The organism is Acidithiobacillus acidisediminis, assembly GCF_023277115.1.
Lineage (GTDB): Bacteria > Pseudomonadota > Gammaproteobacteria > Acidithiobacillales > Acidithiobacillaceae > Igneacidithiobacillus > Igneacidithiobacillus acidisediminis.
The window spans coordinates 1,215,129-1,236,827 of sequence record NZ_JALQCS010000001.1; the positions used below are offsets into that span (position 1 = coordinate 1,215,129).

Here is a 21,699-nt window from a genome sequence, read left to right on the forward strand (position 1 = left end):
CGGGCTCGGTAATATGCCGCCCTCATGACTGCGGCGCGCGCTTCCACCTTATTGATTTCCCGAGTGTCTACCACGGGAGAGCGATTGCATGGAGAGCCGGATTTTGGCGCCTGGCTGCGCTTGCAGCAGGCCGTGCAGCGGCTGGATTCGGTAACGGTCGATCTGCAATTGGAACGCCGCGGGCGGGTCGTGCTCGCAGATGGAGTACTGCGTATTCGGGGACTCTTGCGCTGTGAGCGCTGTCTGGGTGCCATGCCCTGGGAGCTTCGGCAAGACATCCAGGTGGGGATCGCCGAAGTGGAAGCGACCTTGGCAGCCGTAGATGCGCAGCGGGAAGTGGTGCTGGCGCCGGGAGGTACCCTGGCCCTGCAGGAATGGTTGGAAGAAGAGGCGCTGTTGGCACTGCCGCTCCTGCCGCGTTGTGCGGAGTGGACCTCCGGCGCTTGCCCGGTTTCGGGGGTCGAGGTGCCGAGCCTCGATACAAGTCCGTATTTGTTGATGGAGAAGCGAGATCATGGCAGTTCCCCAGAGTAAAACATCCAAATCTAAGCGCGACATGCGTCGGGCCCACGATTTTCTGACAGCGACCAACCGGTCGACCTGTGATCATTGCGGAGCGAGCAAGCTGCCGCATCACGTCTGTCCGGAGTGCGGCTACTACAAGGGCCGCGAAATGGTACGGAAGTCCGTCGACGCCTGAAGCGCTTTCCGGACGCCAACAAGTTGCCGCAGATTGCCGTCGATGCCATGAGTGGCGACTCAGGACCGCGCACGGTCCTGCGTGCCCTCGTTGGCCTCATCAAGGACTATCCCGATGTGCAGTTCCGCCTCGTTGGTGACGAGGCCGTTCTGCGTTCGGAGCTGCAGCGCAGCCGTTTGAAAGGATCCGCACAGATCCAGATCCAGCACGCCAGTCAGGTGGTGGCGATGGACGAGGCGCCCTCGCAGGCGCTGCGCGGCAAGCGCGATTCCTCCATGCACGTGGCCATCGGTCTGTTGCGGGATGGTCACGTGGACGCCGTGGTCAGCGCTGGCAATACCGGCGCGCTAATGGCCATGGGCAAGGTCTTCCTGCGCACCATCCCGGGGATCGATCGGCCGGCTATTGCGGCCTTTCTACCTACCCAGCACGGTCGGGTCCTGGTCCTGGATTTGGGCGCAAATGTAGATTGTCACCCGGAACATCTCCTCCAGTTTGCCGTCATGGGCGCGATCCTTTTTGCCCAGGTGACGGGCACGGCTAAGCCGCGGGTGGGTCTGCTCAATATTGGCTCTGAGGAAATCAAGGGCAACGAACTGGTGAAGGCGGCCAACGTTCTGCTGCGCCAGAGTCACCTGAATTTTGTCGGTAACGTCGAGGGCTCGCAGGTATACCAAGGCGGCTGTGACGTGCTGGTCTGTGATGGCTTTGTTGGCAATGTCTTTCTCAAGACCTCCGAGGGCTTGGCGGCAATGGTGCGCCAGGAACTGCGCGCCAGCTACACGCGCAGCACCTACGGGCGTCTGGCCTATCTCATCAATCGTCCTATTTTGCAGCAGCTCCGCCGTCGCCTCGATTCACGGCAGTATAATGGTGCCACCCTGCTCGGTCTCAACGGGATCATCATCAAAAGTCACGGCAACGCCGATCGCTTGGCTTTCGCTCGCGCTGTGGAAGTAGCCATTGCCGAGGCACGCCATCGCCTTACCTTGGAGATTGCTAAGGTAGTGCAAGACGATCTGGCCCAAGTGATTCGCAACAGCGCCTGATGCCAAAATATAGTCAACTCATCGCTACCGGCTCCTACTTGCCGGAGAGGGTGCTCGATAACCACGAATTGAGTGGCTGGGTCGACACCAGCGACGAGTGGATCGTTGCCCGAACGGGTATTCATCAGCGGCATCTGGCGGCAGAAGGGCAGGGCAGCGTCGATATGGCCACCCGGGCGGCGGAACGTGCCCTTTTGGCCGCAGGACTCAAGGCTTCAGACATCGATCTCATCATTGTCGCGACGACGACACCGGATCAGATTTTCCCCAGTACCGCGTGTCTGGTGCAGGCGCGCCTGGGGAATCAGGGCGCGGCCGCCTTTGATGTGCAAGCGGTGTGTACGGGGTTCATTTATGCCCTCGCCACTGCCGATCAGTTTTTGCGCAATGGGTCGGCGAAAAAGGCCTTGGTGATCGGGGTCGAGACCATGTCCCGCATTGTCGACTGGCAGGACCGCAGCACCTGTATCCTCTTCGGCGATGGCGCGGGCGCAGTTATTCTCAGTGCAGGAGAGAGCCCAGGGATCCTTTCTACGCACCTGCATGCGGATGGGCGGTACGCCGAGCTTCTGCAGGTACCGGAGGCCGAGAGTCATCTGCAGATGCAGGGAAATGCCGTCTTTCGCATGGCGGTGCGTACTTTAGGGGAAATCGTGCAGGAAACCTTGCTTGCCAATGGCCTGCAGGGTAGTGATATTGACTGGCTGGTGCCGCATCAGGCCAACATTCGCATCATTCAGGCGACGGCAGAAAAATTGGGTCTGCCGATGGATCGGGTTGTGCTAACTGTCGGTGAGCATGGCAATGTCTCCGCGGCGTCTGTGCCGTTGGCCTTGGATAGTGCCGTGCAACGTTTCCGCCCTGGGCAGTTGCTCCTGCTCGAGGCCTTCGGCGGTGGTTTTACCTGGGGCTCGGCCCTGCTACGCTGGGTCTGAGCGCCAAGCCAACTAATGAATGCAAGGAGATTGCAGTGCAGGGTTCCATAGCCTTTGTTTTTCCGGGTCAAGGGTCACAATCGATCGGGATGCTCGCTGCCATCAGCGCCAGTCGTCCGGTACTGCGCGAGGTGTTTACCGAGGCCTCGGATCTGCTGCACCGGGATCTCTGGCAACTGGCGCAGGAAGGCCCCGTCGAGGAACTGAATCAGACCCGATGGACACAACCCCTCATGCTTACGGCAGGTTACGCAGTGTTCCGCGCCTGGGAGGAAGAGGGCGGTTCCGCCCCGGACTTCGTCGCCGGTCACTCCTTGGGTGAGTATACCGCGCTGGTGGTGGCAGGCAGTCTGGATTTTTCCGATGCCTTACACCTCGTTGCCCGTCGCGGTGCGCTGATGCAGGATGCTGTCCCCGAGGGCGCTGGGGCGATGGCCGCCGTCCTTGGCATTGCCGAGGAAGATCTGCGTGCCCTGTGCCAGCGCGAGGCGCAGGGAGAGGTACTGGAGCTGGCCAATCTCAACGCCCCGGGACAGATCGTCGTGGCCGGCCAGCGCGCCGCAGTCGAGCGACTCAGTGAGCGGGCCAAGGATGCCGGTGCCAAGAAGGTGGTTCTGCTACCGGTCAGTGTGCCCAGTCACTGTTCCCTGATGACCGAGGCGGCAGAAGCCTTTGCTGCCGATCTTGCCCAGGTAGAGATTCGCAGTCCCAATATGCTCCTGGTACAGAATGTCGATGCACAAAGTCATCGCGACCCTGCCGCCATTCGTGAGGCTTTGCGACGGCAGATATTCTCGCCCGTGCGCTGGACCGAAAGCATTCGCTTCCTCGCCCGTCAGGGCGCCACTACCTTTGTCGAAATGGGGCCGGGTAAGGTCTTGTCCGGGCTCGGAAAACGGATTGAGCCCAGTCTGCGTATGCTGTCCTTGGATGACGAAAAGAGCTTCGTCATGGCCCTGGAAGATCTCTAATGCGTTCGGCAATGGATGGTCAGGTGGTGTTGATAACCGGTGGCAGCCGCGGGATTGGTGCGGCTCTTGTCGAGGAATTTCTCTCCCGTGGGGCCCGGGTAGCGGCCACTGCAACCAGTGAGTCGGGTGCTGCGGCATTATCTGCCAAGATTGCTGCGCAGGGGCGGGGTTATGTCTTGGACGTCACCGACGATGCGGCCATGGACGCGACGCTGGCGCAGATTCGTGGCGATCTGGGTGCGCCCAGTATCCTGATCAACAACGCTGGCATCACCCGCGATCAGTTGCTGCTGCGGATGAAGGATGAAGATTGGGATCGCGTGCTGCATACCAACTTGCGCGCCGTCTATCGCCTCAGTCGGCTTTGTGTGCGGGATATGATCAAAGCACAGTATGGGCGTATCGTCAGCATCACTTCGGTGGTAGGAATGATGGGCAATGCCGGGCAGAGCAATTACGCAGCGGCCAAGGCCGGCGTCATGGGCTTCAGTCGCGCCCTGGCGCGCGAAGTGGCGGGGCGTGGAGTGACCGTCAATTGTGTGGCGCCGGGCTTCATCGCCACGGATATGACCGCCGCCTTGAGCGACAGCCAGCGCGAGCACCTGCTGGCGCAAATCCCCGCCGCGCGCTTGGGCACAGGGCAGGATGTGGCGGCCGCCGTGGCCTTCCTGGCATCCGCCGAGGCTGGCTATATTACCGGTGAGACCCTGCAGGTGAATGGTGGTTTGTGGATGGGCTGAGTCTCTTTACCTTTACAGGACCGCGCTAGCTGTGGTCCAATTCCGCCGAAAATAATTTTTACCAACTGAGGAGTTTCTCCCATGGATGATATCGCAGCACGTGTGAAAAAAGTGGTCGTCGAGCAGTTGGGTGTGAACGAAGACGAAGTCACCAATGAGGCTTCCTTTGCCGATGATCTGGGTGCCGATTCCTTGGATAATGTTGAATTGGTAATGGCTCTGGAAGAAGAGTTCGACTGCGAAATCCCAGACGAAGAAGCAGAAAAGATTTCCACGGTGCAGCAGGCGATCGATTACGTCAGTGCGCACCTGCCCAAGCAGGATGCCTAAGATTATCCGATCGTTGGGTGTGGAGTATCTTCTTTGAAAAGACGCGTTGTAGTGACCGGCCTGGGAATTGTTTCTCCCGTCGGGATTGGTGTACCCAGCTCCTGGGACAGCATCGTTCATGGCCGGAGCGGTATTGCTCGGGTTACGCGCATCGACCCAGAGCCCTATGCCTCGCAAATTGCTGGTGAGGTGAAAGGCTTTGATGTCGGCCAATATTTGCCGGTCAAAGAAGCGCGCAAGATGGAGCCGTTCATTCATTACGGCCTTGCCGCTGCCATGGAAGCGATGGAAGATTCGGGGCTCAAAATCACGCCAGAAATCGCCGAACGCGTTGGTGTCTCCATTGGCAGTGGCATTGGTGGATTGCCGGGAATCGAAGCCGAGCACTCGGTGGTTATGGAAAGTGGGCCACGACGGATCTCCCCCTTCTTCATTCCTCGTTGTATCGTCAACATGGTTTCCGGCCATGTGTCGATCCTCTACGGCGCGAAAGGCCCGAATATTGCTATGGCGACGGCCTGTTCTACGGCAACGCATTCCATTGGCGATGCGGCACGGCTCATCGAGTACGGCGATGCCGATGTGATGATTGCAGGCGGTGCCGAGGCTGCCATCAGCCCGTTGGGCCTGGGCGGTTTTTCTGCGGCGCGCGCCCTGTCGACCCGCAATGATTCACCGGAGCAGGCCAGTCGGCCCTGGGACGCAGAGCGGGACGGCTTCGTGTTGGCCGAGGGTGCTGGCATTCTCGTCCTGGAAGAGCTCGATTTTGCCCGCCGTCGTGGTGCCAAGATCTACGCCGAGGTGGTTGGGTATGGCATGAGTGCCGACGCCTATCATATGACCCAACCAGCCAATGGTGGGGAAGGTGCTGCACGCTGCATGCAGGTAGCCCTGCGCAATGCGGGTTTGCCTACCGATGCAGTGGACTATATCAATGCGCATGGTACCTCCACACCGCTCGGCGATCTTGCAGAGACGGAGGCGGTGAAGGCTGTTTTTGGACCCCATGCCAAGCGCATCGCCATGAGTTCCACCAAGTCCATGACGGGCCATTTGCTTGGGGCAGCTGGGGGTATCGAGGCAGTCTTTACGACCTTGGCGATGCATCAGGGCATCCTGCCACCCACCATCAATCTGGAGCAGCCTGGTGAGGGCTGTGATCTGGATTATGTCCCCAATGTGGCGCGCCATCAGGCCATCGATGTGGCGTTGAGCAACTCTTTCGGTTTCGGCGGTACCAACAGCACCCTCGTGTTTCGCAAGTTCCACGACTGAGGGCCCGTGGCGGTCCTTGCTTGCAGCGTCGACGGTATTCTGCAGGACCCTGCGGCTGTCGACTCCCTGGCACGGGCAACCCAATACGGCGATGGTCTCTTCGAAACCATCGCCGTCATTGCTTTACGGCCCCTCTTTTGGGCAGAACATTTGCGGCGTTTGCGGCAGGGAGCAACTGCCCTGGGGATGGCCCTACCAGACGATCATTCCTTGACCTGCCTGTGGCAGGACCTGCTTGCGAGCCTTCCCGCAACCAACCCCCATCAGCGGCTCGTGTTGAAAATTTTGTGCGTGCGAAGCGAGGGACAGGGCTATGCGACGCCGCAGCGGAGCGCCGCAACGCTGTTATTCCTCCTGCAGGATTGGCCATTGCGCCCCAAGCGTTATTGGCAGGAAGGTGTCTGTGCCGGCCTTTCTGCGGTCCCGCTGCAGTGTGGAGAGGAGTATCTGACCGTAAAGACCCTTAACCGTCTCAATCAGATCATGGCATGGCGTGCCCTACCGGAAGAGTGGCAGGAGGCCGTGCTCTGTGACCAGGCTGGCAATTTGCGCGAAGGCATCCAGAGTAATCTGTGCTGGCGCATTGGCGACCGGTTGCTGACCCCGGATTTACAGGACGGCGGGATTGCCGGCATTCAGTTGGGCGCTATCCTGCAACAGGCCCGGTCCTGGGGCCTGACGGTGGAAGTGGTACGAGAGCCTGCCGAGGCGCTAGAGCGAGCGGAAGAGATCCTTTTTTGCAATAGCCTGATTTGCTCCTGGCCAGTGCGGCGGTGGCAGGAGCGTGATCTTCCCGGCGCGCAGGGTAGTCTGGCGCAGCGTCTGGCTGGGTGGGGACAGCAACTCGGGCTGTTTCCGGAGATGGCGTGAGAAGATGGCTGTTGCGGGGCATCTTGCTCCTGCTGTTTACCGTCCTGGCATTGCTCGGCTGGGCGTTGTGGGCATTGTATTATCCCATCTCCCTGCCCGCCGCTGGAGTCACGGTTCCCATCCGCTTGGGTGCGAGCGTCGACGTCAGTATGCGTGCCCTGCAGCGCGAGGGGCTGCTGCCCTCTCCGATGCTATTTCGCTTGCTGTGGCAGATCGATGGACGCCCGCCACTGCGGGCAGGCCTGTATGTATTCCGCGGTCGGGTCGGTATGGCCGCTGTGCTCTCGGTCCTGCGTTCGGGCAAATCCCAACCTCTCACCTTTACCATCATCCCCGGGATGGATTTGCAGCAGGTCTACCAACGACTGCGCAGCTCCCCATATCTGGAGCACGGGGGCTTGCCGCCACCAGCGCAGTTGCCCCACTTTCTGGGTGGCTTGGCAGATGCCCACGGTAGCGCCGAAGGTTGTCTTTTGCCGCAAAGTTACCGCTATGTTCCTGGCGAACCCGCTATCACCTTGTTGCGGCAAGCGGCCCAGGGGATGACTCTGGAATTGACCCGGGCGTGGCAGGGCCGCGCCGCAGATTTACCGTTACGGAATGTCTACCAGGCACTGATTCTCGCCTCCATCGTGCAGCGAGAGGGGGCACCGTTGGCGCAGCAAGAGCGTATCGCCGCCGTGTTTCTGAATCGCCTGCAGGCGGGCATGCCCCTGCAATCCGACCCCACCGTCATCTACGCCCTGGGGAAAGCCTACACAGGCCACCTGCAGCCGCAGCAAATGCAAGTACCAAGCCCCTACAATACGTACCTGCATGCGGGTTTGCCGCCCACGCCCATCGCCATGCCTTCGCTCCAGGCGCTGCAGGCGGTTCTCCATCCCGCCCCCAGCAGTGACCTGTACTTCATCGCCAAAGGCAGCGAATATCATTACTCTAAGGGCTTTACCGAGCATCAGCAGCAGATTCAGCGCTATCTCCAGCCGAGTACGAAACAATGACCACAGAAACGGGATATTTCATTACCCTCGAGGGGATCGAGGGGGCCGGAAAAAGTACCGTCTTGCCCTACTTGGCAGAGCAGATCCACGCCCTCGGTTACCAGGTGGAGCGCAGTCGGGAGCCGGGTGGTGGCCCTCTGGGGGAGGCCCTGCGCAGTATCTTTCTCGACCCGGACCTGCAGCTTGATGTCGAAGAAGAGCTGCTCCTACTTTATGCGGGGCGCCGCAATCACTTGCGCCAACGGATCTTGCCGACCTTGGCGGCAGGTAAGGTATTGCTCTGTGATCGCTTTGAAGATTCTACCATTGCCTACCAGGGCGGTGGCCGAGGATTCCCCCTCAGTCGCATCGTTGAACTCTCGCGTTGGGCGGAGATTTCTCGCCAACCGGATCTGACCTTTTGGCTCGATCTCGCCCCCGAACTGGCTGCAGAGCGCATCCGGGAGAGGCGTCCCGACCGCCTGGAACGGGAAAGCATCGATTTTTTTCGCCGCGCGCAGGCAGCCTTTGCCGCCCGTGCCGCAGAGGAGCCGCAGCGTTTTTATCGTGTCGACGCGAGTCTGCCGCTGCCTCAAGTGGAGATGCAGCTGCGCCAAGGACTGCGAGATCGAATTCCAGCCATCAATGGGAAAGATGGATAGCAACGCCAGACAATATTTTCGTCCGCCGCCTTGGCTTGCCGCGAGTCGCGCGCAGGGGCTGTCGCAATCCGTGCTCGTGGAAGGCAGCGCCGATAGCTTGAGCGCGCTGTGGACAGCGCAACTCGTACGCTTATGGTTGTGTCATGAGAGTGGTGCGCAGTCCTGTGGTCACTGTCTCTCCTGCCATCTGCTCGAGGCCGGAAATCATCCTGACTACCTCGAACTGGTAGCCAAAAATGGCAAGACCTTGGGTATCGAACAGGTCCGCGAAGGTATCGATTTTCTTGCGTACACCCCTCAGTCGGGGCCGTTGCGCGTGCTGCGTGTCCTCGCTGCCGAGCAGATGAGTACAGCGGCGGCGAATGCCCTGCTCAAGGGTTTGGAGGAGCCACCGCCACGTGCGCGGATCCTGTTGTTGAGTGGCAGCCCATCTCGACTGCTACCGACGATTCGCTCGCGTTGCCAACGCCTTGGCGCGCCGATCGCCGATGTCGCCGCTTGTGCCGATTATCTGCGCAATAGGGGGGTCAAGGAAGAAGATGTTTCCCTGCTTGCCCAGCACTACGCAGATCGGCCGGCGCGTGCCCTGGAGCTCGCTGGCAGCGAGATCTGGGGCGAAGTTCCGGGGTTGCAGCGGGTCTTGCTCCCTGCTGTCCCGCGTACGGAACAGATTTGGCCGTTGGTGGCAAAGTGGGGCAAGGAGGAAGAGCGGATTCTATGGCTCCGCGACACCATGCTGGACTTGTATCGAGACATTTTTCGACTACAACAAGGACTGACGGCGCAATATTTTCCGACTGGCTTGCCGGCCTGGATTGCGGCACGTGCGGCTGGGGAGTTGTGGCTAGACTATCAGGCGTGGCTACAGCTGGCGACGGATCTCAGACAGAATCTGCAGATCCCCATGCGGTTGGAACGCCTGCTGTGGCGCTGGTATTTTGGAGGCAAAGATCAATGAGTACGATGGATCCTGCAGCTCGTGCACTCTCGGTCGTATTGCGCGATGCCGAATCGGTGCAACGCTATTTCCTGCCGCAGGTGCGCGGCGGCGGCATTCTGGTGGAGACGCCCAATCTGTTGCCCATGGGCGCGGACGTGCTGCTCATGATCACTTTGCCCGACAACGGTCAGCGTACCCCGTTGCAGGGCAAGGTGATCTGGATCATGCCCAAGGACAACCGCGATGGTCATCCGCCGTCCATGGGCATTCGTTTCACCAATGACCGCTCCGGTGTGCTTACGCGGATCCAGAGTATTGTCAGCAGCCTTCCCAAAGGGCAAAAACGCGAAATCCTGGCTTTTTGAGACACGTTCACTTCATCCGCCCCTTGGCTTTGCGATATACCGCGCTGTCTTCCCGCTTGCCCACGGCCACGACGGCCACCACGACTCGCTCGTCGAATACCCGATACACTAGCCGGTAGCCGGCGGCGCGCAGTTTGATCTTGTAGCAGTCAGGCATGCCCGAGAGACGGGCAGATTCGACGCGGGGGTTTTCCAGCCGCTCCCGTAGTTTGACCTTGAATTGCTCGTGCAGGGTGTGGTCGAGCTTCTTCCATTCCTTCCAGGCGGTTTCCTGAAATTCGAGGCTATAGCTCATCGAGGCTGACTCGGACGGTGGGCTCGCTCTCGCGTTCCTTCACTAGCATGGCCAGTTCGATGTCGTCGAGCCTCTCCATCATGGCCTCAAAAGCGGCGGCGGGTACCAGATAGGCGGCAGGCCGGTTATGGTTGAGGACGGCGACGGGAAAGCCATCTGCCTCTTCAATGACAGCTGTGGGATTCCTCTTGAGTTCACTGATGCTGACGGATGCGTTGGTGTAAAGTAGTTCCATGGAGCGCTCCTACGTAAGAAAGCTTTAATTAGTGCTTATTTCTGGTCATTATTTGTATCATGCCGCAAGGTGCTGGTTCAACTTATCGATGAAAATTCTGCTCCGTGCTGCGGGTGGTAGATATTCAAGTATGTGCAGCATAATCGCCAACCTGTTTTGATTGCCTGCAATGGGCAACTGGGCTACACTTCAGCCCTCCGGAGAGGTGACCGAGCGGCCGAAGGTGCAGCACTGGAAATGCTGTGTACTCCAAAAGGGTACCGTGGGTTCGAATCCCACTCTCTCCGCCAGTTCCAGCCACATCGGCCAATGTCTGCATATGAACAATCCCCTTTTTGTTGTCCAAGACCAGTACCTGCAAGATGATGCCTTTGCCAGTCTTCTGCAGGAGCGTGGCATTACGATGCTGCGGGAGTTTCTGCCGTATCGGCCCATAGCGGAGCAATTCTGGCAGCAATATGTTCCCGAGCCTCTGCCCCAAACCGTGATCGTAGGACTCAACCCGGGACGCCTGGGCGCGGGCTTGACGGGCATTCCTCTGCTGGATTTTCGTAGCCTGGCGAATTTGCTCCCGGATACCCAGCTGCCGCGCAACGAGACGGAGCCCTCGGCCAATTTTTTTCATCGCGTGGTACAGAACATTGGTGCCGAAAAGTTCTATCGCGAATTCTATGTCAGCAACGTCTCTGCCGTGGGCTATGTGCGGGACAACAAAAACTGCAACTATCCCGACCTGCCGGATGCCGCCCAGCGGATTATCGAGCAGCGCTTTCTCGATGAAATGGCCGTACTGGCTCCCAAGCGTATCATCGCCCTGGGGCGTGAGGTCGAGGCCACGGTTCGGCGATTATTTTCCGGTGGATCGGTAACCATCTCCCATCTCCCGCATCCATCCTGGATCATGACTTATCGCCTGCGTGAGGCGCAGTCCTGGGTGCGCCGTTACACGCAGATGCTCACGCAAGGCTAGGTGGCAGCGCCCTAGCGGGGTATCATCTGCTTTTCTGATGAAGTGAGAGGCCGTCATGGCTGACGAATTGCCCGTCCTTCCTGCCAAGCGCAAACTGGAGCCTCTTTGCCAAAAGATCGGCCTCCCCACCATCCGCGTGGTGGTGGATGATTTTTATGATCGTATTCAACGGCATCCTACCTTGGCCGAGCCCTTTGGCATTGTGGGCGATTGGACCCTGCACAAGGAACGTCTCACCCATTATTGGTGGACCGTGATGGGCGGTTTGCCCTACCAGGATTTTCGCTACGCCCTGGGTGACAAGCATGCGCCAGTTGGGGTGACGAACGCCTTGGTGGATGACTGGCTGCAGCTCTTTCACGAAACCTTGCTCGATCATCTCGACGCTGATTTGGCACAGCGCTGGCATGGCCTGGCACGCGGTATCGGGGAGTCGCTACGCCTGATGTTCGCCCGCGACATGTAGGCGCGGCTCACGCTCTTCTCCGGGTTCGAGAAAGAAACGATAGGCGGGGTTTTCCGTCTCTTCGGCATAGGGAAGCCCCAGGCCTTGTAGCATCGCTTCAAACTCCCGCGCGTCGCTGTTGGGCACCTCGAAGCCAGCAAGGACGCGATCGAAGTCGACGCCATTATTGCGATAATGGAAGAGACTGATGTTCCAGCGCCCACCAATCTTGGCGAGAAACTCCATCAGGGCGCCCGGGCGCTCGGGAAACTCAAAGCGGAAGATGCGCTCATGACGGGCGAGCAGGGCATGACCACCCACCATGTGGCGGATATGCAATTTGCCCATCTCATCGTCGCTGAGGTCGAGGGCGGTGTGGCCCAGCTGTTGTAGGCCGTGCAAGAGCCGTTTGGCATCTTCTCGATCCTGCACCGCTACTCCGACAAAGATTTGTGCCTCGTCACGCCGATGCAAACGATAGTTGAATTCGGTGATGACCCGCTGGCCACCGATTGCGGCACAAAAGGCCTGAAATGCGCCAGGACGCTCAGGTATGGTGACGGCAAAGAGGGCCTCCCGCGCCTCGCCAATTTCGGCCCGTTCCGCAATGAAGCGCAAGCGGTCGAAATTCATGTTGGCACCTGACAGAATGGCGGCCCAGGCCCCGTGTTTCTCCTGCGTCGACTCTTCCATCGCCAGGCGTTTCAATCCGGCTACGGCCAGCGCCCCGGCAGGCTCCATTACTGTGCGGGTTTCGTCAAAGACGTCCTTGATGGCGGCGCAGATTTCATCGTTGCTTACCCGTACAACCTGATCGACATATTTTCGACACAGGGCGAAGGTATGCTCGCCTACGCGCCGCACCGCGACCCCATCGGCAAAGATCCCCACTTGCTCGAGTTCGATGCGTTCGTCTGCCTGTAAAGATTGGTACATGGCGTCTGCTTCAAAGGGCTCGACGCCAATGATGCGGATTTCTGGAACGATGCTTTTGAGATAGGCGGCTACGCCAGCAATCAGTCCGCCTCCCCCCACGGGCACGAAGACGGCACCCAGTCCCGTTCCGCGCTGACGCAACAGCTCGGCCCCTACGGTGCCCTGACCGGCAATCACCAGGGGGTCGTCAAAGGGATGGATGAAAACCATCCCTGTCTCGGCTATGAGCTGCTGGCAATGGGCCTGGGCATCGGAGTAGCTGTCGCCATGCAAAATGACTTCCGCGCCTAAGGCACGCACCGCCCGCACCTTGATTTCGGGAGTCGTGCGGGGCATGACGATCACCGCCTGAATTCCCAAGAACTGGGCGCTGCGGGCCACGCCCTGGGCATGGTTGCCAGCACTGGCAGCGATCACGCCCCGCTGACGTTCCTCGGCGCTGAGCTGGGCAATACGGTTGTAAGCACCGCGGATCTTAAAGCTGAATACTGGCTGCAGGTCCTCGCGTTTGAACAGCACCTCTCTTCCAAGCCGCGCGCTCAGCTTGGGTGCAGCCTCTAGAGGAGTCTCTCGAGCGACGTCATAGACTCGGCTACAGAGAATCTCGCGTAGGAGGCCCTTCATTCTGGCGTGCCGTGGCTGGGGGGAAGGGGGCCATCAGGGCGCAACCACTGGCGGAATCGGGCGATATCCTCGGCCAGCGCGGTGTTGGCCTTTTCTTCCATGGCTTCGTAATGGGCGAGGACTTCCTTGCCCAGCTCCGTCAGATAGGCGCCACCGCCACGGGTGCCGCCGGTCGCGGTGCCCACCAAAGGGCCAACGAAGGATCGATTCATGGTGTCCACCAGGAGCCAAGCCCGGCGATAGCTCATGTTCATTGCCCGCGCTGCTGCGGAAATCGAGCCTTTCTCCGCAATGCGTTGCAACAGTTCTGCCTTACCGGGTCCAATGGCAATGGCCTCTGCAAGCAAGATCCGCAGGCGCGGCGCGATGACGTGACTATGCTTCTGCATGGGGTTCTTCTCCCTGAAAAAATCGCAGGATCTGTGCTGGTAACCAGCGCGTTCGTCCGGGAAACCTGCCCTGCACATAGGCAACATGACCACCATACTGGGTAAAGCAGGCATGCACTGCCTTACTTCGCGGCCATTTCTCGACTGCGTCTATGGGTACGATAGGATCATTGCGACTATTGATCAACAAGGAGCGTACGGTGATGCGCTGTAGACCGGGCCCGGAGGAACTCTGTTGCCAGTAACTCATGGCATCAGAAAAGCCATGCACTGGTGCGGTGAAGGCATCGTCGAAGGCCCGCAGGGTCTTGGCGCGATGCACCGCAGACCAGTCTACGAGCTGTGGAAAGCGGCGCGCGTAGCGTCCCATTTGGCGTTGCAGGGTGTGAACGAAATACCAGTCATAGAAACGTTGTTGGGCAATGTGAGCAGCCGTGGCGATGAGATCCACGGGTGCGCAGACTGCTGCCGCACCGGTCAGCAGCGGTGGGCGGTCTTCCCCCAGATACTTGAGGAGGGCATTCCCGCCCAGGGATACCCCGACGGCATAGAGTGGGCGGGCGGGGGAGGCAAGGCGCTCGATGATCCAGGCAATTTCATCGCTGTCGCCGGCGTGGTAGGCGCGCGGAAGCAGATTATCAATGCCGCCACAGCCACGAAAATTGACAAAACAGCCGCCCCAGCCACGGTGTTGGAGCGCGGCGCCAAGCGACAGGGCGTAATGTCCGCGGCTGCTACTCCCGAGACCGTGGAATAACACGAGTAGCGGGGCTTCAGGATTGGCGTCGATCCAATCAACGGCAATCCGATCCTGATCTGGTGTGGACCAGATTTCCCGCCGCAGAGAAACCTTTTCGCGCAGAGAAAAGAATGGGGCCCAGAGGGTTTCCGCGTCGCCGCTAGGCAGCCAAACCGGGGACGCGAAAGAGCAGGGGAGGCTCAATCTTCGATATAGGCGTCATGCGCCCGGAGGTATTGCTCCAATTCCTCTATACAGCTGCCACAGCCGCTACCGCAGCCAGCATGTACCATCAGAAGTTCCATGAACGGCAATGGTTGCGCCTGCTGGCGCTCGAGAATTTCCTGGAAGGTGGCCGCCGAACAGCAACAATAGGGGCTGTCATCGACTTCCTGAGCTTCAGCTGACATTCTGCACGCTTACCTCAAACAATAAAGTGGTGCGAAGAGGGAGACTCGAACTCCCACGCCTTGCGGCGCTGGAACCTAAATCCAGTGCGTCTACCAATTCCGCCATCCTCGCGTCTGCGGTATCTTATCGCCTAGGGGCTTTCCGGACAACGACGGAGTCAAGCATGGCCAAGTCTCCACAACGCCTGCGGCGCCTGCTGGCAGTAGAAGCAGCCAGAATCATGGTCGATGAGGCCGTAGGGGATTTTCGTAGTGCCAAGGAGAAGGCCGCACGGCGTCTGGGGGTAGAGGCGCAGCAGCACTGGCCCAGCAATACGGAAATTCATGATGAACTTCAGGCCCGTCTGCAGTTGTTCCATGCTGATACTCAGCCTTTGGCCCTGCGCCGCTTGCGGGAACTCGCCTTGCAGGCGATGCAGTGGCTGCAAGAATTTCAGCCTAGGCTCGTCGGCCCGGTGTGGGAGGGTGACGCGACTGAGCATAGCAAGATCACCCTGCATTTATTTGCGGATGCGCCGGAATCGGTGCTGTTCTTTCTGTTGGATGCGCAGGTCGAATACGAGGAGGGCTGGCAGCGGTTGCGATTTGGCGATGCGCAGCCGCAGGACTACCCCAGCTTTCAGTTAGAATACGAAGGGGTTCCCTTGCGTCTTGTCGTCTTTGCCTTGGATGAGGATCGTCGCAGTCCCGCCTCACCCCGGGATGGCAAGCCTTTGCCGCGGGGTGGAATCACGCAGCTACGGCGCCTCTTGGCAGAGACGCCCTAACTGGTGAAGTCCCTATCGAGGGGCGGCCTCAAATCGCTAGAGTAGGATAGTCCGTGTAGCCCTCTGGCCCAGGCGTATAAAAAGTGGCCGGGTTGGGCTCATTGAGCGCCGACCCCTTGCGGATGCGCGCGGGTAGATCGGGATTGGCCAAAAAGGAGGTACCAAAGGCGACGGCATCGACTAAGCCTTCTGCGACAGCCGTTTCGGCCTCCGCCGGGCTGTAGCCCATGTTGGCGATGAGATTGCCTTGATAGTGCTTACGCACCGGGCCCAACACATCCGCCTGCTGCTTGCCATAGAAATCGGCACGCATCAGATGCACAAAGGCCAGATGCCGATCATTGAGCGTCTCGGCCAACCAAGTGTAGAGCCCGACGGGATCACTATCCTGCATGTCGTTGAAACTGTTGAGGGGCGAGAAGCGCACACCCACCCGATCCGCGCCGATGGCCGCGCTGACCGCGTCCAAGACCTCAAAAAGGAAGCGGGCCCGGGCCTCGCGATTGCCGCCGTACGGGGCTTGCCGCTGGTTACTGCCGTCGCGCAAAAACTCATCGATGAGATAACCGTTGGCGGCATGTACTTCGACCATATCGAAGCCTGCCTCCCTGGCATTGCGCGCAGCCTGCGCAAAGCCAGCAACGATGGCGGGAATTTCGGCATCCTGCAAAGCTCGCGGCACGGTATATGACTGCTTCCCTTTGGGGGTGTGGACTTCTTCGCCGGAGATAGCAATGGCGCTGGGAGCGACGGGGATCGCGCCGTCATTGAGGTCAGGATGGCAGGCCCGCCCACCGTGCCAGATCTGCAAGGCGATTTTGCCGCCAGCGGCATGCACGGCATCGGTGGTTAGGCGCCAACCGGCAATCTGTGCAGGGGAATAGATGCCCGGCTCGTGCCAAAAGGCCGAGTTGCCCGGCAGGATCATGGTCGCCTCAGCGATGATCAGGCCTGCGCTCGCGCGTTGGGCATAGTACTCTGCCATCAGAGGCGTGGGCACATGCTCTCCCTCGGCGCGGCAACGAGTGAGGGGGGCCATCAGAACGCGGTTGTTGATCTCTACGGCACCGAGGCGTAGGGGAGTAAATAAGTCGGTCACGGTCGCTCCTTTGCATGTCCAGAATGTCGCGAATGAGAATACCGACCGGTCAGTCGGTTTGCAACCGGTTCACTCTGATCCTGTATCGAGTGATCCTAAGTTTGACGACGAAAGCTGGCAATTTTGTGATCGTCTGCTCAGTCGTATATCACAAGACAAGAACCGCCATGTTTCTTTGCTTGATATAAAGCCTGATCTGCTCTTGCCAGGGCGGTATTCAAGGGGTGATCTTCGGACGTTAAAAATGTGGCACCAATGCTGGCGGAGATATTTATTTGTACGTCGCCTCTGAGCCGTAAGCTTTTCGATCTAAGCTCGCTTAACATTCTTTCAAGGAGAGGCTGAGCTGTAGATTTATCAATACTTTGCAATATGATAGAGAATTCGTCTCCTCCTAAGCGACCAAATATATCTGTTTCTCGTAGATTACGCTTAAAAATCTCAGTAAAAATTTTTAGAATTTTGTCTCCGCTTAAATGCCCAAAATCATCGTTAATTTGCTTGAATTTGTCGAGGTCTACTATCGCTAGTATGGAGGTTTCAGGGTGTCTTTTTAACTTCTTTACGCACATTTCTGCATTGCGGAGAAACTCCCTACGATTGAATATCCCAGTAAGCTCGTCTGTTGCAGCAAGAAGCTGTAAATTTTCCTTCATTGAATTCTGTTCTGTTACATCGCGGAAGACACCCTCCACGCCAATGACATTATTTTCGCTGTCATAAATTGCCCTGCTTGATATTTCTACCGAAACCGGATAACCGGATTTATGTTTGAGGTCAACTTGGAAATCTTTTATTTCTCCATCTCGAGCTATTCGTGCAACTACTTCTTCTCTTTTGTTGGGGTCAACATAAAAACTTGCTGCAGGAAGACCCAGGACATCCTCTGGCTTGTATCCCAGCATTTTAGTTACAGCTGGACCGACGAGAGTGAGTCGTTTTTCTTTGTCTGTTCGATAGAATACATCGAGCATGTTTTCGAAAAGACTCTGGTAGTTGCGGTCTGATTCGAGCTCTGATCGGTGTATGCCGTTAGTGATATCTGTTCCGCTCGCAATGGCAAATTCTTGACCATTTACTGTGATGAGCATGCTTGTGGATAGAATTCTCTTGGATCTTTTCTTTAGGGTAGTTATGCGTGTCAGGGATGGAGGATTTGCCAGTTTATTCGGTCCAAGAATTTCTAGTCTCGTCAGCACACGTCCATGGTCCAAAGGGTGGATGAACGTGGTAATATCCTGCCCCAATAAATCCATGGTCGTCTCGGCATCGAATAGCCCTACTGCGGCAGGGTTCACGTAGATAAATCTTCTTTTGTAGGTCACTACATGGGGCAGAGGATGTTGATCGAGTAGATTAACCATGGTGATCTGGGCTACCAGGTCTTGTATTTCTGCTTGCGAAAGGAGGGCTGGGATTACATCATTATCATTGTGTTCTTTAAACATCTGATGTTTTCCTCTACAAGCCTATTGCAGTTACTGGCGTGATCACCAAAAGTCTGGTTTAAAGGTAAGACAAATTGTGCCCACTTCTCCGTGAGCATTTGAGATGTCTAAGTGTTTCTGTACAGAGGACGCCTTCGCCAATCATGCTGAGCTTGCTCCTATCGTCATGAGTCCCTCCTACCTTTGGGCGACTGCCGCCTGTGAAGTTGCCTTCACAGTTTTTCCTTATACGTGTTGATAGCAGCTTTTCGGCGCTCGGTAAACCCTTGCGTCAGGTTCACGCAGCGTCGCGAAATTAAAAATAAAAGCGTTTAGAATATTCTTCTAACCATCTGATTTATCGTGATCACTAGGGCGTGGTTGAAGCTCGTGCTCAGTGATCAATGGTGCGGAAATGAGAAACAAAAAAAGGTTCGGGAATCATCCCAAACCTTTGGTGTTTTGTAACCGGTCTCTCAGCGGCGTTCTTCCCCCCTCCATTGGCATGAGGCAGGATGGCTTATTGCCTGGTCGGGATTGAGGTGGGCGGTGGAATCAGCGGTGTTGCTGGAAGCGGTGCAGATCGGAGCGCAGGGGTGCCTGGGCAAAGTGCTCTTTCCACAGACGAGGGGTGAGTTGGGCCACGTCCTTGGCCGGATGCTGACCGACCCGCTGCAGGACGTCTACGAGATAATCGTAGGGATCGATCCCCTGCAGGCGGCAGGTACTGAGCAGACTCTGGATGATACCGAGATGCTCTGCACCAAGTTCAGTCCAGCAGAAGGTAACCGGTCTCTCAGCGGCGTTCTTCCCCCCTCCATTGGCATGAGGCAGGATGGCTTATTGCCTGGTCGGGATTGAGGTGGGCGGTGGAATCAGCGGTGTTGCTGGAAGCGGTGCAGATCGGAGCGCAGGGGTGCCTGGGCAAAGTGCTCTTTCCACAGACGAGGGGTGAGTTGGGCCACGTCCTTGGCCGGATGCTGACCGACCCGCTGCAGGACGTCTACGAGATAATCGTAGGGATCGATCCCCTGCAGGCGGCAGGTACTGAGCAGACTCTGGATGATACCGAGATGCTCTGCACCAAGTTCAGTCCAGCAGAAGAGCCAGTTTTTTCTCCCCAAGGGAATGGGTCGGATCTGGCACTCGATGTGGTTGGTGTCGATGGGCACGTCAGGTTCTTCCAGAAAGACCTGCAGCGGCCCCTTGCGACTGTGGACGTAGGCGAGGGCCTTGGTGAAGGGATTGCTGGGTAGCAAGGCCGTATCCGTCAGCTGCTGTTCGACCCAAGTGAAGAACTGGGCGACCCGGGGGCGGCTATGGGTATAGCGATAGTGCCGCTTGTCCGCACCGCTCAATCCTTGGCTGCGAATCTCATCTTCGACGCGATAGAACGCCCGGATCTGCTCCAGGGCCTCGGCCACCCTTTCCGGGGCGTGGGCCTCGGCACGCACGAACTCCCGTCGGCTGTGGGCCCAGCACTGGGCATGGATCAGCCCCGCGTTTTCTTTCTGGAAGCGGGCATAAGCGGCATAGCCATCGCTCAGGAGCACCGTACCCGGCGCCAAGGGGCCCAAGAGCTCCCGGATGTGGATGGTGCCCCGGCTTTCGGCATAGGGAAAGCAGATCTCCTGGGCATCGCCAAAGACCGGCCAGAAGTACCCTTGGTGCATCTTGCCCTTTTCCCGGCGTCCCGCCTTGATGGGGGTCTCGTCCATAGTCAGCACGCGAGACTGGCGAATGCTCTCAAACTGGGCCGTATAGATGGGGGACAGGAGCAGAATGGACCGTTGCACGAGATCGGTGAGCCAAGAGCGACTGACCCGCAGGCCTTGGGCCACCATCCGCTGATGCTGCCGATAGAGCGGCAAGTGGTACAGGAACTTATCCGTCAGGATTCCCGCCAGCAGGCTGACATCGGCCCGGCTGCCGTCCAGAACCCCCATGGGAGCCGGGGCGGTGTGCAGGGTCTCCGATTCCCGGAGCTTGACCACCGGCCGCTCGTATTTGAGGACGACATAGCTGCCTGGCCGCTGGGCCAGGCGGTAGCTGACCTTGGTATCGATGATCTCGCAGGCGTCGGGATCGAGGCCTGCGATCTCGGGAGCCGGGAGGGTGATGGTTTCGGTAGGTACCCGGCTCTCATCGAAGAAGGGCAGGCTTTCGGCCCGATCTTCCGGCCGTTTGGGCGCGGCGCGAGTATGGGCGGCGACGATACGAAGAGGCGCAGGTGCGACTTCCGCCGGAGAAAACTCCTGACCGAGACTCAGCTGCTCGACCGGAGGCGGAGGGACGCGCCGTTCGCTCTTCTGGCCGAAGAACTGCTGGCGGAACCAATCGAGCTGGCTTTGGAGCCCTTGGATTTGGGCTTCAAATTTCTTGTGGATGGTGGCATTGATCTCGACCTGCAGCTGCCAGGCAGCGAGGGCTTCGGGGTAGTTTCTGGGGGTGGGAGATTCTGCCAAATCCATAGCAGAATCATAACACTAACTGCTTAATATCGCAAGCATTTCAGCGGGTTTCAGGAGAATTTTTCTCCGTTTTGGTGCCGATAACGGCGCCTTTTTTGGACGCCATCGATGCCCTCCAACAGGAGTTTGAGACCGGTCCAGTCGATCTCCGCTTTGGGGGGATGCCGCCACGACCAAAAGCCACCCCGCTCCAGGCGCTTGGCCCAGAGACAGTATCCCGTTCGATCCCAATACAGCACCTTCATCTGGGTCGCCCTGCGATTCACGAAGACGAAGCAATGCCCGGACAGGGGATCCTGGGCGAAGGTCGGATGCACCAAGGCCGAGAGCCCGTCGAAGGACTTACGCATGTCCACCGGCACCCGGCAAAGAAAGACCCGGATGCGTCCTTCCGGAAAGAACATCCCTCAGCCTCGCCGAATCGAGAGGACGCAGCCACCCCCCAGGTCGAGGCGAATCTCCAGGGGCAGCGCCCGCGCTGCAGATGGTGGCACAGCACCCAGGCCCAATTCCACGAAGGCAGGAGCCATCGCCTCCCCATCATCCCCGGGAGCTACCACGCCACCGCTCTCCAGGCGCAGGCGACGCCGCCAATAATAAAACTGCGGCAGGGACAGTCCGTGTTCTGCGCAGAACTGTCGGGCAGAAAGGCCACAAGCCTCGTATTCCTGCATCCGTTGCTGCCAGACCTCCGTCCGGGCCTGAACCTTGCCGCTATCTTCTGGGGTGTTTTCCATGACGCCAATCCTTTACAAGAACGATGGCGCCATGCTGGGCAATGCCTGCTCAGAAGGGAAGAACGCCGGTCAGAGATCGCTTACGCCCGTCGGATGATGCAGTGGTGGCGGTCCTGGCGTTTTGTCTGGCAAGAGATCGAGGCGGGCTTGTGTCCGTAAACTCATCTTTTTTGGATTTTGTCCGGAAACCTCAGATCGCCCCCTGCAAACACTGGGCGCGCAGGCCTCTGTTTCCGTGTCCGGCAAACGGTCGTTTGGGGGACCAACGTTGGTGTTGCGCTTGATTCCTGAGCCGGCCAAGGAATTAAAAATAGACTAACAATATACTTGCTTGGGCG

At 58.5% G+C, this 21,699-nt stretch carries 27 protein-coding genes, 2 tRNA genes and 1 pseudogene; 17 read left to right on the top strand and 13 right to left on the bottom strand.

Annotated features, from left to right (window positions below; genetic code table 11):
* The first annotated feature begins 24 nt into the window (after positions 1-24).
* The 13 genes from M5D89_RS06215 (at position 25) to M5D89_RS06275 (ending at position 9,817) form a co-directional block, all read left to right on the top strand.
* Complete coding sequence (locus M5D89_RS06215; protein ID WP_248884974.1) at positions 25-534, top strand: YceD family protein; 510 nt, start codon at positions 25-27, stop codon at positions 532-534.
* Positions 535-556: 22 nt separating this feature from the next.
* Entirely contained in the window at positions 557-700 is a 144-nt protein-coding gene (gene rpmF / locus M5D89_RS06220) for a 50S ribosomal protein L32 (RefSeq protein ID WP_248886443.1), read from the top strand.
* A complete protein-coding gene (gene plsX, locus M5D89_RS06225) occupies positions 649-1,749 on the top strand; it encodes a phosphate acyltransferase PlsX (protein WP_346347707.1) in 1,101 nt (366 codons plus the stop codon). The genes rpmF and plsX overlap by 52 nt, the downstream gene beginning before the upstream one ends.
* Positions 1,749-2,684, top strand: coding sequence for a beta-ketoacyl-ACP synthase III (locus M5D89_RS06230; RefSeq protein WP_248884975.1), 936 nt, complete (start codon positions 1,749-1,751; stop codon positions 2,682-2,684). The genes plsX and M5D89_RS06230 overlap by 1 nt, the downstream gene beginning before the upstream one ends.
* Positions 2,685-2,719: 35 nt before the next feature.
* Positions 2,720-3,655 carry an ACP S-malonyltransferase gene (fabD, locus tag M5D89_RS06235; protein ID WP_248884976.1) on the top strand — a complete coding sequence of 312 codons (936 nt, stop codon included), beginning with the start codon at positions 2,720-2,722 and terminating at the stop codon, positions 3,653-3,655.
* Positions 3,655-4,395, top strand: coding sequence for a 3-oxoacyl-ACP reductase FabG (gene fabG, locus M5D89_RS06240; protein WP_248884977.1), 741 nt, complete (start codon positions 3,655-3,657; stop codon positions 4,393-4,395). The genes fabD and fabG overlap by 1 nt, the downstream gene beginning before the upstream one ends.
* An 81-nt stretch (positions 4,396-4,476) precedes the next feature.
* A complete protein-coding gene (gene acpP, locus M5D89_RS06245) occupies positions 4,477-4,725 on the top strand; it encodes an acyl carrier protein (RefSeq protein WP_215873220.1) in 249 nt (82 codons plus the stop codon).
* 33 nt (positions 4,726-4,758) lie between these two features.
* Positions 4,759-6,000: a beta-ketoacyl-ACP synthase II gene (fabF, locus tag M5D89_RS06250; protein WP_248884978.1), complete on the top strand. Its 1,242-nt coding sequence runs from the start codon at positions 4,759-4,761 to the stop codon at positions 5,998-6,000.
* Positions 6,001-6,006: 6 nt separating this feature from the next.
* Positions 6,007-6,870, top strand: coding sequence for an aminotransferase class IV (locus tag M5D89_RS06255; RefSeq protein ID WP_248884979.1), 864 nt, complete (start codon positions 6,007-6,009; stop codon positions 6,868-6,870).
* Positions 6,867-7,871 carry an endolytic transglycosylase MltG gene (mltG, locus tag M5D89_RS06260; RefSeq protein WP_248884980.1) on the top strand — a complete coding sequence of 335 codons (1,005 nt, stop codon included), beginning with the start codon at positions 6,867-6,869 and terminating at the stop codon, positions 7,869-7,871. Before M5D89_RS06255 ends, mltG begins: the two co-directional genes overlap by 4 nt.
* Positions 7,868-8,512, top strand: a complete 645-nt coding sequence (gene tmk, locus M5D89_RS06265) for a dTMP kinase (protein ID WP_248884981.1) — start codon at positions 7,868-7,870, stop codon at positions 8,510-8,512. Before mltG ends, tmk begins: the two co-directional genes overlap by 4 nt.
* Complete coding sequence (locus M5D89_RS06270; RefSeq protein ID WP_248884982.1) at positions 8,505-9,470, top strand: DNA polymerase III subunit delta'; 966 nt, start codon at positions 8,505-8,507, stop codon at positions 9,468-9,470. The genes tmk and M5D89_RS06270 overlap by 8 nt, the downstream gene beginning before the upstream one ends.
* The gene (locus tag M5D89_RS06275) at positions 9,467-9,817 is read left to right on the top strand and encodes a PilZ domain-containing protein (RefSeq protein ID WP_248884983.1); all 351 of its coding nucleotides are present in this window, start codon (positions 9,467-9,469) and stop codon (positions 9,815-9,817) included. The genes M5D89_RS06270 and M5D89_RS06275 overlap by 4 nt, the downstream gene beginning before the upstream one ends.
* Before the next feature lie 7 nt (positions 9,818-9,824).
* Here the strand turns inward: M5D89_RS06275 and M5D89_RS06280 are convergent, their stop codons facing one another.
* Both M5D89_RS06280 and M5D89_RS06285 read right to left on the bottom strand, forming a co-directional pair.
* Entirely contained in the window at positions 9,825-10,112 is a 288-nt protein-coding gene (locus tag M5D89_RS06280) for a type II toxin-antitoxin system RelE family toxin (protein ID WP_248884984.1), read from the bottom strand.
* Positions 10,102-10,347, bottom strand: coding sequence for a type II toxin-antitoxin system Phd/YefM family antitoxin (locus tag M5D89_RS06285; RefSeq protein ID WP_248884985.1), 246 nt, complete (start codon positions 10,345-10,347; stop codon positions 10,102-10,104). Before M5D89_RS06285 ends, M5D89_RS06280 begins: the two co-directional genes overlap by 11 nt.
* A 199-nt stretch (positions 10,348-10,546) precedes the next feature.
* Here M5D89_RS06285 and M5D89_RS06290 point away from each other — a divergent pair.
* The 3 genes from M5D89_RS06290 (at position 10,547) to M5D89_RS06300 (ending at position 11,783) form a co-directional block, all read left to right on the top strand.
* Positions 10,547-10,637: transfer RNA gene (locus M5D89_RS06290), tRNA-Ser, on the top strand.
* The gene (locus M5D89_RS06295) at positions 10,610-11,317 is read left to right on the top strand and encodes a uracil-DNA glycosylase family protein (RefSeq protein WP_248884986.1); all 708 of its coding nucleotides are present in this window, start codon (positions 10,610-10,612) and stop codon (positions 11,315-11,317) included. The genes M5D89_RS06290 and M5D89_RS06295 overlap by 28 nt, the downstream gene beginning before the upstream one ends.
* 55 nt (positions 11,318-11,372) lie before the next feature.
* A complete protein-coding gene (locus M5D89_RS06300; protein WP_248884987.1) occupies positions 11,373-11,783 on the top strand; it encodes a group III truncated hemoglobin in 411 nt (136 codons plus the stop codon).
* Here M5D89_RS06300 and ilvA read toward each other — a convergent pair.
* The 5 genes from ilvA to M5D89_RS06325 form a co-directional block, all read right to left on the bottom strand.
* Positions 11,754-13,322: a threonine ammonia-lyase, biosynthetic gene (gene ilvA / locus M5D89_RS06305; protein WP_248884988.1), complete on the bottom strand. Its 1,569-nt coding sequence runs from the start codon at positions 13,320-13,322 to the stop codon at positions 11,754-11,756. The two genes, M5D89_RS06300 and ilvA, sit on opposite strands and share 30 nt — an antisense overlap.
* Complete coding sequence (locus M5D89_RS06310) at positions 13,319-13,711, bottom strand: winged helix-turn-helix domain-containing protein (protein ID WP_248884989.1); 393 nt, start codon at positions 13,709-13,711, stop codon at positions 13,319-13,321. Before M5D89_RS06310 ends, ilvA begins: the two co-directional genes overlap by 4 nt.
* On the bottom strand, positions 13,698-14,654 hold the full coding sequence (locus M5D89_RS06315; protein ID WP_248884990.1) for a YheT family hydrolase: 957 nt from the start codon (positions 14,652-14,654) through the stop codon (positions 13,698-13,700). Before M5D89_RS06315 ends, M5D89_RS06310 begins: the two co-directional genes overlap by 14 nt.
* Positions 14,651-14,860: a (2Fe-2S)-binding protein gene (locus M5D89_RS06320; protein ID WP_248884991.1), complete on the bottom strand. Its 210-nt coding sequence runs from the start codon at positions 14,858-14,860 to the stop codon at positions 14,651-14,653. The genes M5D89_RS06315 and M5D89_RS06320 overlap by 4 nt, the downstream gene beginning before the upstream one ends.
* Positions 14,861-14,887: 27 nt before the next feature.
* A tRNA-Leu gene (locus tag M5D89_RS06325) sits at positions 14,888-14,972 on the bottom strand.
* Positions 14,973-15,024: 52 nt separating this feature from the next.
* Here M5D89_RS06325 and M5D89_RS06330 point away from each other — a divergent pair.
* On the top strand, positions 15,025-15,627 hold the full coding sequence (locus M5D89_RS06330) for a nucleotidyltransferase (protein WP_248884992.1): 603 nt from the start codon (positions 15,025-15,027) through the stop codon (positions 15,625-15,627).
* 28 nt (positions 15,628-15,655) lie between these two features.
* On the opposite strand, the gene M5D89_RS06335 is transcribed toward M5D89_RS06330, so the two are convergent.
* The 6 genes and pseudogenes from M5D89_RS06335 to tnpA form a co-directional block, all read right to left on the bottom strand.
* Complete coding sequence (locus M5D89_RS06335) at positions 15,656-16,726, bottom strand: alkene reductase (protein WP_248884993.1); 1,071 nt, start codon at positions 16,724-16,726, stop codon at positions 15,656-15,658.
* Between the two features lie 137 nt (positions 16,727-16,863).
* Positions 16,864-18,174, bottom strand: coding sequence for a sensor domain-containing diguanylate cyclase (locus M5D89_RS06340; RefSeq protein WP_248884994.1), 1,311 nt, complete (start codon positions 18,172-18,174; stop codon positions 16,864-16,866).
* 534 nt (positions 18,175-18,708) lie between these two features.
* Positions 18,709-18,936: pseudogene (locus M5D89_RS06345) on the bottom strand (transposase domain-containing protein); the annotation flags it as partial.
* A 92-nt stretch (positions 18,937-19,028) separates the two neighbouring features.
* Complete coding sequence (gene tnpC / locus M5D89_RS06350; RefSeq protein WP_248884013.1) at positions 19,029-20,624, bottom strand: IS66 family transposase; 1,596 nt, start codon at positions 20,622-20,624, stop codon at positions 19,029-19,031.
* A 50-nt stretch (positions 20,625-20,674) separates the two neighbouring features.
* Positions 20,675-21,028 carry an IS66 family insertion sequence element accessory protein TnpB gene (tnpB, locus tag M5D89_RS06355; protein ID WP_248884014.1) on the bottom strand — a complete coding sequence of 118 codons (354 nt, stop codon included), beginning with the start codon at positions 21,026-21,028 and terminating at the stop codon, positions 20,675-20,677.
* Between the two features lie 3 nt (positions 21,029-21,031).
* Positions 21,032-21,361: an IS66 family insertion sequence element accessory protein TnpA gene (gene tnpA / locus M5D89_RS06360; protein WP_248884015.1), complete on the bottom strand. Its 330-nt coding sequence runs from the start codon at positions 21,359-21,361 to the stop codon at positions 21,032-21,034.
* Positions 21,362-21,699: the final 338 nt, after the last annotated feature.

What these genes read in the sequence shown, in the direction of transcription:
- M5D89_RS06275 (WP_248884983.1), top strand. Translation starts at nt 9,467, where the DNA reads ATGAGTACGATGGATCCTGCAGCTCGTGCACTCTCGGTCGTATTGCGC.
- fabG (WP_248884977.1), top strand. Translation starts at nt 3,655, where the DNA reads ATGCGTTCGGCAATGGATGGTCAGGTGGTGTTGATAACCGGTGGCAGC.
- tnpC (WP_248884013.1), bottom strand. Translation starts at nt 20,624, where the DNA reads ATGGATTTGGCAGAATCTCCCACCCCCAGAAACTACCCCGAAGCCCTC.
- ilvA (WP_248884988.1), bottom strand. Translation starts at nt 13,322, where the DNA reads ATGAAGGGCCTCCTACGCGAGATTCTCTGTAGCCGAGTCTATGACGTC.
- M5D89_RS06230 (WP_248884975.1), top strand. Translation starts at nt 1,749, where the DNA reads ATGCCAAAATATAGTCAACTCATCGCTACCGGCTCCTACTTGCCGGAG.
- M5D89_RS06340 (WP_248884994.1), bottom strand. Translation starts at nt 18,174, where the DNA reads ATGTTTAAAGAACACAATGATAATGATGTAATCCCAGCCCTCCTTTCG.
- M5D89_RS06300 (WP_248884987.1), top strand. Translation starts at nt 11,373, where the DNA reads ATGGCTGACGAATTGCCCGTCCTTCCTGCCAAGCGCAAACTGGAGCCT.
- tnpB (WP_248884014.1), bottom strand. Translation starts at nt 21,028, where the DNA reads ATGTTCTTTCCGGAAGGACGCATCCGGGTCTTTCTTTGCCGGGTGCCG.
- M5D89_RS06330 (WP_248884992.1), top strand. Translation starts at nt 15,025, where the DNA reads ATGGCCAAGTCTCCACAACGCCTGCGGCGCCTGCTGGCAGTAGAAGCA.
- tmk (WP_248884981.1), top strand. Translation starts at nt 7,868, where the DNA reads ATGACCACAGAAACGGGATATTTCATTACCCTCGAGGGGATCGAGGGG.
- M5D89_RS06270 (WP_248884982.1), top strand. Translation starts at nt 8,505, where the DNA reads ATGGATAGCAACGCCAGACAATATTTTCGTCCGCCGCCTTGGCTTGCC.
- M5D89_RS06215 (WP_248884974.1), top strand. Translation starts at nt 25, where the DNA reads ATGACTGCGGCGCGCGCTTCCACCTTATTGATTTCCCGAGTGTCTACC.
- rpmF (WP_248886443.1), top strand. Translation starts at nt 557, where the DNA reads ATGCGTCGGGCCCACGATTTTCTGACAGCGACCAACCGGTCGACCTGT.
- M5D89_RS06280 (WP_248884984.1), bottom strand. Translation starts at nt 10,112, where the DNA reads ATGAGCTATAGCCTCGAATTTCAGGAAACCGCCTGGAAGGAATGGAAG.
- M5D89_RS06310 (WP_248884989.1), bottom strand. Translation starts at nt 13,711, where the DNA reads ATGCAGAAGCATAGTCACGTCATCGCGCCGCGCCTGCGGATCTTGCTT.
- M5D89_RS06285 (WP_248884985.1), bottom strand. Translation starts at nt 10,347, where the DNA reads ATGGAACTACTTTACACCAACGCATCCGTCAGCATCAGTGAACTCAAG.
- acpP (WP_215873220.1), top strand. Translation starts at nt 4,477, where the DNA reads ATGGATGATATCGCAGCACGTGTGAAAAAAGTGGTCGTCGAGCAGTTG.
- tnpA (WP_248884015.1), bottom strand. Translation starts at nt 21,361, where the DNA reads ATGGAAAACACCCCAGAAGATAGCGGCAAGGTTCAGGCCCGGACGGAG.
- M5D89_RS06320 (WP_248884991.1), bottom strand. Translation starts at nt 14,860, where the DNA reads ATGTCAGCTGAAGCTCAGGAAGTCGATGACAGCCCCTATTGTTGCTGT.